The following is a 12,377-nucleotide window of genomic DNA, read 5'->3' on the forward strand; positions in this document are numbered from 1 at the left end:
AGCCATTTAACCTTGCATTAATTTTAAATAGTTTTTTGCACTTGTTAAATAATGAAATTCTTTAACTCCTTCAATTAATTTATCTTTGTCTGGTGGATTTTGTAATACTTTTAACATTTTTTTAGACATCTCTACAGGATTGCCAATTGGAACCAGGGGGCCTAATTCTCCATTTTTTAAAATCTCTCTGGGTCCGCTTTCACAATCAGTAGACACAACTGGTGTTCCAAGGGCCAGAGCTTCTACTAGTGCATTGGGTGACCCTTCCCACCTTGATGAGAGCACAAAAAGGTCTGCTTTTTTTAAATAAGGATATGGATTTTTTTTAAACCCTAAAAAGTCTATTTTTTCTCTTATACCAAAATTTATTGAGAGTTCTTCAAGTTGCTTTTTTAGTTCCCCTTGTCCCATTATCAGTAGTCTTGAATCCAATTTTTTATTCACATAAAAAAAGGCCTTTATCAATGTTTCAAAATCCTTTTGATAGGTGAGTCTTCCAACTCCTATAATCACTGGTCTATTTGCATGAGAAGATAACCACTTGTGATCTATTTCTTTTTTTGAGAGTTCAAAAATTTCAGGAACTATTGTGGGATTTTTTATAACGTAACATTTATTCTGGATATCTGGGCAAAATGAAACTATATCTTCTATCACACCTTTAGATACCCCTATTATTCCCTTTGAATAGGGAAGAAATTTTTTTAACAAAGATAATCTCAATGCAATATATGACTTTGATTTATTTTTTTCCAATAAAGAGCGTCTTATATGGGTTCCAAATCTAATAAATATTTTTGTATGAGTACCAGATATCAGCTTTGCTATAATTGCCATTATACCAGCCCTTTCTTTCATTACCAAAAGGGAATCAATTTTATTTTTTTTAAAGATTTTTATCATATATGGAATATTTAAAAATGTCTGTTTAAAGGGAAGTTGAATAATTTTAACATCAGTTGGGATATTTTTTACAAATCTTCCCTTTGTTTTTATTCTGTATAGATTGACCTGTAAGTTAAGGTCTAAAAAACCCTGCATGAGATTAATTGCCATTTTTTCAACACCACCATTACCAGAAAAAGAAAGAAGAATGTTAATATCCATAGCTATAAAGTAACCTGAGTTAAAGAATTTTTGAATAAAGTGAAATATAATTCTGCACCATGTTTTCAATGGAAAAATATTTTTTCACAATCTCTCTTCCTTTAAGTCCCATTTCTTGTCTAATGGATTTATTTTTAAGTAAAAAAACAATCTTATTTATAAAGTCTTTTTTATCACCTTTTTTAAATAATAGTCCATTTTCATTATGATGTACAATTTCAGGAATCCCACCTATTGCTGAGGCCACTATTGGAACTGATGCAGAGCTTGCCTGTATTAGAGAAACACCAAGTCCTTCCATAAATGCAGGGTGTACTATCAGGTCTAAACAGGGTATAATTTTTTCCAGATCCCATCTAAAACCAATAATTTTTATGTAATTTTCCAGGTGATATTTTTCTATTTTTATCTTGATTTTATTTAAAAGAGGTCCTTTGCCAAAAAGTAAAAAAACAACAAAAGGTATTTGTTTCACAATATGAGGAACAGTTTCAATTAGAAATTCATGACCTTTTCTGGGTATAAATTGGGCTATCATACCAACAGTTAATACATTTTTAGGAAGAGAAAATTCTTTTAAGAAAAAATTTTTATTACACTTTTGCTTGTAAAAATTATAGTCAACTGCGCTTGGAATGATTTTTATTCTTTTTTTTATTCCTTGTTTTTTTAAAATTTTTTCTATTCCCTTTGAAATTGACACAATTTCATCAAAAAAAGAATATTTTATCTGTAAAAGATATCTATTTTCAGGATTGTCAACCCTTCTGGTAATTACAGATTTTGTTTTAGTCAATTTTGCAGCAAGTCCCCCCCAAAGATCAGCCCCTCTCCTGCTGTGGACGTGAATTATATCTGGTTTTTCTTTTTTAATGATTTTAAGTAATTTAAATAAAAATAGAGTATCTAAATCTCCATACATATAAAGGGGATAGATTTTACATAGTCCATCGCATTTTTTTAATATATCGCTATTTTTTGGACACACTAATATATTTTCTCCAAAGGATTTGTCTTTTAGTCCTTTTAACAGGTAATAGACCTGTTTTGCTCCTCCATAAAGGTGCATTCCAGTTTCAATATGTAATATTCTGGGAATATTTTTTTTCATGGGCCTAAATTTGAAATTTTTATAGGCAAATTTCAAGCAAAAAAAGAGGCGAGGTGGAAACAACCACCCCGCCATCTATATTAAAGGAGGGGGAGAGATGGCAAAATTATAAGATATATCTGCTTAGATCTCTATCTTCTTGAAACTCTTTTAATTTATCTTTTACATATTCTGCATCAATTACAACTTTTTCTCCTTTTCTCTCTGGTGCTTCAAAAGAAAGATCGTGAAGTACCCTTTCCATCAGGGTATATAGCCTTCTTGCTCCTATGTTTTCAGTCTCTTCATTTATTTTTTCAGCAAAGCTTGCAATCTCATAAAGGGCATCGTCTGTAAATTCTATTTCTAAGCCTTCTGTTTCAAGGAGCGCCTTATATTGAACAGTCAATGCATTGCGTGGCTCTGTTAAGATTTTATAAAAATCATCTTTTGTCAAGGGTGAAAGTTCAACTCTTAGTGGAAATCTTCCCTGGAGCTCAGGAATGAGATCAGAAGGCTTGGCATAATGGAATGCGCCAGCAGCAATAAAAAGTATATGGTCAGTCTTAATCATCCCATATTTGGTGTTTACCACACATCCTTCAACTACTGGAAGTAAGTCCCTCTGTACTCCTTCCCTTGATACATCTGCCTGTCTATTGTCTCCTTTACTGCAGATTTTATCTATTTCATCCAGAAAAATAATTCCTGTTTGTTCCACCCGCTCCTTGGCCATTTCAATAACTTTGTCCTGATCTATCAGTCGTTCGCATTCCCTTTGCAGGAGGTATTCATAGGCATCTTTAACTTTCATCTTTCTAACTTTCTTTTTTTTGGGAAACATCTTTGAAAACATCTCTTGAAGTTGCATCTCCATATCTTCCATACCTGGCATGGACATTACCCCTACATGCACAGAAGGAACTTCAACTTCCACCTCAACCATTCTATCGTCCAACTTACCCTCTCTCCAGAGCTGGCGAAACTTTTCTCTAGTGGAATCTTGAGATTGTGCACTCGCGGCTCCGCTGGTTTCCATATATTGAGGAGAAGCAATCTTTGGTGTTTTTCTTAAACCTGGCAGCAAAATATCTAAAAGTGCTTCTTCAGCAAGCATTTTTGCCTTTTCTTTAACACGTTCTTGTTCTTCTTTTTTTACCATGTTGACGCCAATTTCCATTAAGTCCCTGACCATGGATTCCACATCTCTGCCCACATAACCAACTTCAGTAAACTTTGACGCCTCTACCTTGAAAAAGGGAGAGCCTGCGAGCTTTGCCAATCTCCTTGCAATTTCTGTCTTTCCAACGCCTGTAGGACCAATCATTATAATATTTTTAGGGGCCACCTCTTCTCTGAGCTCTGGTGGGAGTTTTTTCCGCCTCCACCTGTTTCTAAGCGCCACTGCCACCATTTTTTTTGCCTCATCCTGACCTACAATATATTTATCTAATTCTTTTACAATTTGTCTTGGAGTCAAACTCTCTTCCATTAAAAACCTCCTGCTTTTATTTCTCTAGATATTCCACTAGGATTTCTGAATTAGTATAAACACACATAGAAGCTGCTATTTTTAGAGAATCTTCCACAATTTCTTTTGCAGATAGCTTGGTGTGTTTACAGAGAGCTTTTGCAGCAGCCATTGCATAAGGACCCCCTGACCCAATACCAATAATATTATCATCTGGCTCTATCACATCTCCCGTACCACTAATAAGCAATAAGCTTTCTGAATTGGCAACAAGAAGCATGGCTTCAAGTCGTCGCAAATATTTGTCTGTCCTCCACTCCTTTGCCAGCTCAACACTTGCCCTTAATAAATTTCCTGAATATTCTTCTAACTTTGCCTCGAATTTTTCAAATAGGGTAAATGCGTCTGCAGTGGCGCCTGCAAATCCTGCTATTATTTTATTTTTATAAAGCCTTCTTACCTTTTTTGCTTTATGTTTAATAGCAATTGCTTGTCCCATGGTCACCTGACCATCTCCACCAATGGCTACTCCTTTCTCATCCCTGACAGCCAAAATTGTAGTACCTCTTATTTCTATCATTTTATCCTCTATATGATTTTAAGATTTCAACAAATCCTCAGCTATTTCCAACCAGAGTTTAAACATATCCTCAGAAAATAAGTAAAGATAGCATTTTTTTAAACCAGTTTTAGGAAGAACTTCTTTTACTGTTTCAATGGCAATCCTTCCAGCTTCTTTTTTAGGATATCCATATACGCCACAACTGATGGCTGGAAAAGCGATTGTTGTCAAGTTTTTTGAATCTGCTAATTCCAGAGAATTTTTATAGGCATTTTTTAAAAGTTCTGGTTCATTGTGTTTACCGTCTTTGTATATTGGCCCAACTGTGTGGATAACATACCTTGCCTTTAAATTAAATCCTGGTGTAATTACTGCTTCCCCTGTTTTAAGTGGTCCATGCTCTTTAACATATTTTCTACCTTCCTCTAAGAGTTTAGGGCCAGCAGCCCTGTGAATTGCTCCATCTACTCCTCCACCTCCAGCTAGCTGGGAATTGGCGGCATTAACAATGACATCAACATCTGCCTTTGTGATATCCCCTTGAATAATTATTATTTCTTTATCTTTGATAGTAAATTTTTTCTCCATAACTCCCCCCTGATGAAAATTTGTTAATAGCTTTTTACTCATTCAGAGTTAAAGATTATCACTTTTTAATGGTTGTCAAGGAAGCTAATTTTTAACACAATTATAAATAACGTATAATTTTATATAGTGCCTATGATATTGTTTTTCTAAAATTATGTTGGAAATAGAATTGCAATACACAATAAATATATTACTTGGTCAGCAGAAAAACATTTTCCAGATTGCTAGGGAGTTAGGCTTCCACCGAGGTAATATTTTATTAAAGATTTTTTATCACCCTGGACTATTTACCCTTGTATTTGCTCCATTACATCAAAATATTTTTCTAAATCTCTTAAAGGATCTTCAATCTTTTCAATTAAAAATACCTTTATCTTTGAATAATTATAAATAGCCTCTATATTCTGTTCAATTAATGTTTTATCTTCTTGTTGTTTCATTGATAATATTATAGCCATTACAGGAATGTTTTTATTTTTTAAAGCCTCAATTGAGAGAAGGGTATGATTGATAGTGCCTAAAGAAGGACGTGCGACTAATATTACTTTAGCTTTTATAAGTTTTATAAAATCAATTATAAAGAAATTTTTCCATATAGGCACCATTAATCCACCTGCGCCCTCTAAGACTATTTTATCATACCCTTTGGATCTTTCAATCACCCAATTCTGCAAATATTCAATATCTATCTCTTTATTTTCATCTCTGGCAGCAAAATATGGGGCTTTAGGATTTTTAAATAAATAACAAACCTTGTCAGCTAAAAATCTTCTATCAACATCTAAGAGAAGATTTTTATAAACAAAATATGCATCTGAGTCTTTATGAAACAAATCATCACAACCAGTCTGGATCAATTTTAAATAAATTGGCTTTTTATTTTTCTTTAAAAAATAGTCCATTAATATCAAAGAAATTACTGTCTTCCCAACACCTGTATCTGTACCAGTAACAAATATGTAATTCATTTTAAGATTCCATATTTAAATAATACGTCCTGGAGATTTTTAACAAATTTATCTATGTCCTTATCTGTATGAAAATAACAAAGACTTAATCTCAATATTGACTTTCCTAAGGGCACTGTTGGGTGCCTTGAACAAAATACCATATAGTTTCTAGAAAAAAGTTCCCTGGCAACCTCCTGTGCTAAGGACTCGTTCCCAATATTAATACTCAAGAGATAACTTTCGCCTACAAATGGAATGCCTGCGGTCTTTAAATTTTCTCTGGCAAATAAAGATAACTCCTGTAAATACCATCGCCTATCTTCAAAATCTTTTACAACATCCAGTATCTCTATTGCGCATGCAGCATGGGCTGGAGGAAGTGCAGTTGAATATATAAGTGGAGCAGCAAAATTAAACATATATTCCTTTAAAACAGATGGCAAAAGGATAAAGGCCCCGAAAAATCCAAAGGCCTTGGTAAATGTCCCAACTACAATATCAGCTCTCCCTGTAGTAATCCCCCTACCCTCTTTTCCCATTGCACCAACAGAATGGGCCTCGTCAACTACACTAAAAAAACCAAACTCTTCTTTTAATTTAAAAAAATTATCCACATCCAGAACATCTCCATCCATTGAAAAAAGGGATTCTGTAATCACCCAGCAAGACTTTCCATTAAGTTTATCCAATCTTTTTCTTAAATGGCTTATCTTATTGTGGTTGTATGTTTTAAAGGGAACACCACCTAATTTCAGTCCCATTATGCTGCTGGCATGAATGTGTTTATCTGCTAATACACTTTGATTTTTTAAGAAAATAGTTGACATAAGCGCAAGGTTTGCCTGAAATCCTGATTGAAAAAAAAGACAATCTTCGTATCCAAAAAAATCAGCAAAGTTTTTTTCTGCTTCTAATACCACAGAATAATTACCGCACACCACCCTGGAAGAAGATGATGAACAGGGATATTTTTGAAAATTTTTTGAAAAGATCTGTTTTATCTTTTTATCTGAACAAAGCCCTAAATAATCATTTGATGCAAAATTTATAAGCCGTTTCTTCCCAGCATCAACATATTTTCCCTGTCTATTACAAATTATTTCAGGTTTTCTTAAAAGGTGAGATTCTTTCTGAACCTTTAATAATCTTTTGTATTCATTAAACATTCAAAAAGCCCCTTAAAATATGGAACAATTAATTGATATTTAAAATCTTCTGAAAACTTGGTAGAGGTAAGCAAAAACTCTCCTGTGACGTATTTATTAGAATTATTTATATCACATAAAAAACCCTGGTATTTTGCTGATGATTTAGTAATAGAAAGCAAGTTTGCCTTAACTAGAAATTTTCCTAAAAGGTGTTTATTAGGTAACTCAACTTTCCCCAACTTTGCAAGAAAAACATGCTTATTAAATTGGTTGACAAACCTAAGATGGAGACCACAGGATTGTGCCATAGCTTCAATCCCTGGCCAATAGCCTTTGCTCAAGATTTGGCACTCAAGGGAAATTCTTTCCCTATCAATAAAAATTATCTTTAAAAATTTCATCTCATGATCTTTACAATTAAGGCTGCATTTTGTCCGCCAAAGCCAAAGGATTCAAAAAGTGCAACATCTAATTTTTTATTTAAATTTTTAAACACAAAATTGATCCCTTTATCCCGTGGATCCTTTAAGTTTCTGATCTTTGGCACGACTCTGTTTTTAAGACAAAACAAACCGATTGCTACCTCTGCAGCACCGCATGCTGCTGCAAGGTGCCCAATCCACGATTTTAAGGAACAAACAAAAGGACTTTTTGGAAAAACTTGTTTTATTAAATTTATCTCCATAAGATCATTTAATGGGGTTCCTGTGCCATGAGAAAATATTACATCAATATCCCCATCAGGTACATTATAAAATTCCAATGCACTTTTTACACATCTTTTTGCCCAAACACCTTTTTTATCTGGGGCTGTTGGATTTAATCCATCCAGACTAGAAGAATAACCAATCACCTCTCCTAGGATGTTGGCCCCTCTTTTTTTTGCATGTTCCATCTCTTCTAAAACCAAAAAAGCCCCACCTTCTCCAGGCACAAAACCTTGATTTTTCTTATCAAATGGTGCATAGCTTTTATGTGGCTCAATATTTTTATCTGAAGTTAAAAGCACCCTTGCATTTTTATATAATTTTAGCCCCATTTCCCCCAATCTGCTGTCTGAGCCACCACATAGGGCAACTTTAATTAATCCCTGCTTTATTCTAAGAAAACCCTCTCCTATTGCCTGAAGGGAACTTGCACAAGCATTTTGTATTGTAAGATTTTCACCGTGTATTCCAAATAGATGGGAAATACAAAAGGTAATTGTATTGGGAAGCACAGATACAAGTCCAAGGGCCTTATCTATAATAATTTTATCATTTATTGCTTCCACATTAGGCCCAACACCCACAAAAAGCCCTGAGCTATTTAAGTGTTCTTCTGTTAATCCAGAAGATTCAATTGCCCCTTTTGCAGCACAGATTCCAAATTGCCACCCTTTTGGTAAGTATCTAAAATATTTATACGATTTAATATAATCTTTAAAATCAAAATCTTGAACTGGACAAACCACCAATTCAGGATCAATTTCAGACCTTAAAAAATTAACTTTATCATTTAAAATAGATTTAACAACCTGCTCTTCACTTCTTCCCAGCGAACTAATTAGTCCAATACCAGTAATTACAACAGACATAAAAAGATTCAATTAACCTTTATTTTTAATAAATTTTACATATGCCACCACATCTTTAAACTTTAACACTGGACCATTATCTAAATCTTCTAATATCTCATTGGCCCTATCTCTATCCAGATGGGGATATAAATTTAAAAGTGATTTGCTTTTTGAGTTAGAATTATTATTTAATTTTTCTAGATTAAATCTTAAATCTTTTAAAAAGGCTATATCATCATCTACATCTATGTTAAATGTGTAATTTATTGATACTCCCAATTCTAAAAGATCAATAGATTCCATATTGAGATCACGTACCAAATAAGTATCAGCATGAATAATTGCAGGATCAATATCCATAATTTCTCCAATAATTTCCTTTAAAGCACTTTCAACATCCATAGAACTTCTCCTTTAAAAATCTTTTTTTGCAAAAAAACCTCTATCTAAGGTAATCTCTCTTGCATTAAACACACGCCCATTATCTTTTAAAAAAAATAAGATTGCATCTACAACATCTGTTACATCTAATAAATATGGAAATATACTCTTTTTCTTGTCTATAAAATTTTTTGCTCTGCCTGCACTTATATATCCAGGTCTTAAAATGACTGTTGAGATACCTTTTTTATACATTTCTATTCCTATAATTTTATATATTGCTTCTACAGCTAATTTAGATGAGCTGTATATTCCCTGTCCTTTATTGGGCAAATATGCCGCAGTAGAAGAAATATATACAAGTCTTCCCTGTTTTTGAATTAACATATTTCTGACAATATTTTTTAAAAGAATTGCCCTGTTTATTACATTAGTTGTATAATAAGAAACAATTTCCTCATCCTTTAATGATGCAAATAATTTTTCTACATGTGTATGTGATAAGTCAACAAGATATGAAATTTTACAATTAATTTTTGATAGGAAATCGTAGATGGAATTTAGAGAAGCCAAATCTAATTTAAAAACATTGATGTCTTTATTTAAATTATCTTTTATTTTTTTCAAACCACTCTGTGAAGAATATGTAATTATTGGATTTAATTTTTCCTTTAAAAGTCTTTTGGCAAGAAAAATTCCTATTTCAGAACTACCACCTAATATTAGGCAATTTTTTCCCTTATTAGGTAAGTTCAATTGCAATTTCTCCTGTAGCTACTAACAATTTAGATTTAAACAACATACATTTATAAAAATCTTTTTCTTGTTCAATTATAAAAGAATATTTGCCAGGTGAAATAAATTTGAGAAATTTAAAATTTTTAATTTTTATTTTTTTAAATGAATTGGTTTTGCTATCTTTTAGATGAGATATAAATTTATCCACGATCATAGAACCTGGAACTACTGGATGGCCTGGGAAATGGGTCTTAAATATTTCCATGTCAGGATCAAAATAAAAGTTTCCAGAAATTTTATTATCCATTAACAACCTCAAGATTTTGTTGTTTTATCATCTCAAGGTCATGTTTTATGTTTCTGCCTCGTGTAGTTAGATAATTACCAATCATTATGCCATTTGCACCTGCCAAAAAAATCCATGACTGGAAATCTCCAAGGCAGACTTCCCTTCCTCCACAGATAGTAATGTCTTTGTCAGGATTTAAAAATCTAAATATAGCTATTGAGATAAGTCCTTCCATGGGGGGTAGAAGGGGCATGTTTTGAAGTTTTGTCTCTTTTATAGGATTTAAAAAATTTATTGGAATGGAATTTACATCCAGGTGGCTTAAAAATTCTGCAAGCTCCAGCCTGTGGGAAAATTTTTCTCCAAGACCCATAATCCCCCCACTACATACCTCAAGACCAACCTTTTTTGCCACCTTTAGGGTTGCAACATCTTCTTCATAATCATGGGTAGTGCAGATATTTTTAAAAAAAGACTTTGCTGTCTCTAAGTTATGGTGATATCTTGTAATTTTAGCCTGTTTTAGGCAAAGGGCACTCTCTTCATCCAAAATCCCTAAGGATGCACAGATCTTCAGGTCTGTCTTTTCTGTTAACAACATAGCTGCTTCACATATAGTATTTATTTCTTTTTTTGAAAGTTTTTTTCCGCTTGTGACAAAAGAAAATTTATTTGCCCCCCTCTCAGCCATATCCATTCCTTTTTCTACAAGCTCTTGCTTTGTTAAGAGAGGGTATACAGAAATATTGGTCTTATGGTATTTAGACTGGGCACAAAAGGCACAATCTTCTGAACACATGCCTGACTTGGCATTAACAATTGAGCAGGTAAATACTCTGTTTCCCTTAAAATGTTCTCTAATCTTTGTTGCTCCCCAAAAGAGATCATATGGATTATTATCAATAAGAGGCGCAAGCTCATTAGCAGATATCCTTTCTCCCCTACAAATTTTTTCAACTATTTCTCTTATCATATTTACTCCAGTTAATACCTGTTAATTGGAAATAATTATTTGGTGTTACAATATTTGTCAACAAAAATTAATAAATTCATTGACAGTCCATCACTTGATAAAAATTTTCCTCAGGTTCCCAATGTCTCAGGAACGATGTCGCCTTAGTAAGATAAATGCAGGCAAAAGGATAGACGAGATCATCCGAAATTAGGGATTATAATAGTGGGAGATAATCTTTATTCAAAACAGCCATTTATTGGGGAACCTAAAGATAAAAATATGAGTTATATTTGTAAATTTTCAAGTAAAATTGACAATATTCTAGTAGCCAAGCCGAAGAATCATAAGTTGCTGATGGAATGGGTATCAGAACATATAAAACTAACAGAAAAAGGTGTAGATATTTCTTATAGCGGGGTGAAAAAATATGTGAGGAAACTAAAGGGCCCTAAAGATACTTATGTCCCTATAGTTTCCCCACCGGGCAAAGAAGCCCAGGTAGACTTCGGCTATGCAGGTTATTTTAACTATGGAGGGAAAAAGGTCAAGACCTGGATATTCTGTATGAGGGTAAGCTTTAGTAGATATGACTACTATGAATTGGTAACAAGCCAGAATGTTCCTACATTTATCAGGTGTCATATAAATGCTTTTGAATACTTTGGAGCAGTACCTGAGATAGTAAAGATAGATAATCTTAAATCTGGTGTTTTAGGGGCCAATTTTTATGAACCTGAAATCCAGCATGAATATGCTAACATGCTTTCTTATTATGGTAGCGGTCCAATTACTTGCAAAGTAAGAAGACCTGAGGAAAAGGGCAAGGTAGAATCCGCAATTAAATATGTAAAGAATAATTTTCTAAAATCTCTTGAAACAAATTATAAGCATGGCAAGGGGAATTTATAAAAAGTTATTATTTGGATGGCAAATTTTTAAAACTTTTTTTAGGGTGAGGAGGGAAGGTTCGTTAACATGGGGGGCAATTTATGAATTGCCCCTACAGTGGTTATCCTAGAGTAGCTAAAAATTATGAGAGTATTTACTTAAAGATAGATAAAAATCTTTGCTGATATTGTGTAATGCCCTCCAAAAGTCAAGACAAATTTTTAAGAAATTAAGAGAGAGTTAATCATGTTAACTTTATATAATTTACTTTTTTTCGCTTCGGGCCTTGACAATCTTTTTCTGATGTGGTGACCAAGGAAATTTTGGCTTTGGGGTTACACTGAAGAAAAAGTAACTTTATATTTTTAAGCTGCTTTCTTATAATGTAATTTATAATATTCTTCTTCAAATTCTTCAGGACTCTTATATCCAAGAGTTGAATGTATATATAATTTATTTTAGTCTTTTTCTATCCACTTTGATATAGTCTCAGATGCTTCTGTTAATGAAGTAAATTCATTATGACTTCCTATATCAACTAAAACAACTTTGTTATCTTCAGCAAAAAAGAAAATGACTCTTAAATCGTATCCTCAACTAAAGCTCCATAAACCTTGTAGTCTCCCTGTTAATTTGTGAGTTTTAAGTTCCT

14 protein-coding genes are annotated in these 12,377 nt (G+C 33.1%); 1 reads left to right on the forward strand and 13 read right to left on the reverse strand.

Annotated elements, in window-relative coordinates:
- Positions 1 to 6 precede the first annotated feature (6 nt).
- From ACYQ1E_RS15595 to bioB, 13 genes are all read right to left on the reverse strand, one after another.
- Positions 7 to 1,107, reverse strand: a complete 1,101-nt coding sequence (locus ACYQ1E_RS15595; protein WP_459881447.1) for a glycosyltransferase — start codon at positions 1,105 to 1,107, stop codon at positions 7 to 9.
- A gap of 19 nt (positions 1,108 to 1,126) precedes the next feature.
- A complete protein-coding gene (locus tag ACYQ1E_RS15600) occupies positions 1,127 to 2,218 on the reverse strand; it encodes a glycosyltransferase family 4 protein (protein ID WP_459881450.1) in 1,092 nt (363 codons plus the stop codon).
- Between the two features lie 106 nt (positions 2,219 to 2,324).
- A complete protein-coding gene (gene hslU, locus ACYQ1E_RS15605) occupies positions 2,325 to 3,689 on the reverse strand; it encodes an ATP-dependent protease ATPase subunit HslU (RefSeq protein WP_459881453.1) in 1,365 nt (454 codons plus the stop codon).
- A gap of 16 nt (positions 3,690 to 3,705) precedes the next feature.
- The gene (gene hslV / locus ACYQ1E_RS15610; protein ID WP_459881815.1) at positions 3,706 to 4,245 is read right to left on the reverse strand and encodes an ATP-dependent protease subunit HslV; all 540 of its coding nucleotides are present in this window, start codon (positions 4,243 to 4,245) and stop codon (positions 3,706 to 3,708) included.
- Positions 4,246 to 4,266: 21 nt separating this feature from the next.
- Positions 4,267 to 4,818 carry an O-acetyl-ADP-ribose deacetylase gene (locus tag ACYQ1E_RS15615; RefSeq protein ID WP_459881456.1) on the reverse strand — a complete coding sequence of 184 codons (552 nt, stop codon included), beginning with the start codon at positions 4,816 to 4,818 and terminating at the stop codon, positions 4,267 to 4,269.
- Positions 4,819 to 5,105: 287 nt separating this feature from the next.
- Entirely contained in the window at positions 5,106 to 5,786 is a 681-nt protein-coding gene (bioD, locus tag ACYQ1E_RS15620) for a dethiobiotin synthase (protein WP_459881459.1), read from the reverse strand.
- Positions 5,783 to 6,934 (reverse strand): aminotransferase class I/II-fold pyridoxal phosphate-dependent enzyme, encoded by a 1,152-nt coding sequence (locus ACYQ1E_RS15625; RefSeq protein ID WP_459881462.1) that lies wholly within the window; start codon positions 6,932 to 6,934, stop codon positions 5,783 to 5,785. Before ACYQ1E_RS15625 ends, bioD begins: the two co-directional genes overlap by 4 nt.
- A complete protein-coding gene (locus tag ACYQ1E_RS15630) occupies positions 6,907 to 7,317 on the reverse strand; it encodes a hypothetical protein (protein WP_459881465.1) in 411 nt (136 codons plus the stop codon). The genes ACYQ1E_RS15625 and ACYQ1E_RS15630 overlap by 28 nt, the downstream gene beginning before the upstream one ends.
- Positions 7,314 to 8,492, reverse strand: a complete 1,179-nt coding sequence (locus ACYQ1E_RS15635; RefSeq protein ID WP_459881468.1) for a beta-ketoacyl-[acyl-carrier-protein] synthase family protein — start codon at positions 8,490 to 8,492, stop codon at positions 7,314 to 7,316. Before ACYQ1E_RS15635 ends, ACYQ1E_RS15630 begins: the two co-directional genes overlap by 4 nt.
- Positions 8,493 to 8,504: 12 nt before the next feature.
- Complete coding sequence (locus ACYQ1E_RS15640) at positions 8,505 to 8,876, reverse strand: acyl carrier protein (protein ID WP_459881471.1); 372 nt, start codon at positions 8,874 to 8,876, stop codon at positions 8,505 to 8,507.
- A gap of 12 nt (positions 8,877 to 8,888) precedes the next feature.
- On the reverse strand, positions 8,889 to 9,611 hold the full coding sequence (locus ACYQ1E_RS15645) for an SDR family oxidoreductase (protein ID WP_459881474.1): 723 nt from the start codon (positions 9,609 to 9,611) through the stop codon (positions 8,889 to 8,891).
- Positions 9,598 to 9,900, reverse strand: coding sequence for an ApeI family dehydratase (locus ACYQ1E_RS15650; RefSeq protein ID WP_459881477.1), 303 nt, complete (start codon positions 9,898 to 9,900; stop codon positions 9,598 to 9,600). Before ACYQ1E_RS15650 ends, ACYQ1E_RS15645 begins: the two co-directional genes overlap by 14 nt.
- Positions 9,893 to 10,855 carry a biotin synthase BioB gene (bioB, locus tag ACYQ1E_RS15655; RefSeq protein WP_459881480.1) on the reverse strand — a complete coding sequence of 321 codons (963 nt, stop codon included), beginning with the start codon at positions 10,853 to 10,855 and terminating at the stop codon, positions 9,893 to 9,895. The genes ACYQ1E_RS15650 and bioB overlap by 8 nt, the downstream gene beginning before the upstream one ends.
- A gap of 204 nt (positions 10,856 to 11,059) precedes the next feature.
- On the opposite strand from bioB, the gene istA reads away from it, so the two are divergent.
- Positions 11,060 to 11,746, forward strand: a complete 687-nt coding sequence (gene istA / locus ACYQ1E_RS15660; protein WP_459881483.1) for an IS21 family transposase — start codon at positions 11,060 to 11,062, stop codon at positions 11,744 to 11,746.
- Positions 11,747 to 12,377: the final 631 nt, after the last annotated feature.

The sequence above is a fragment of the Desulfothermus naphthae genome (assembly GCF_054657475.1).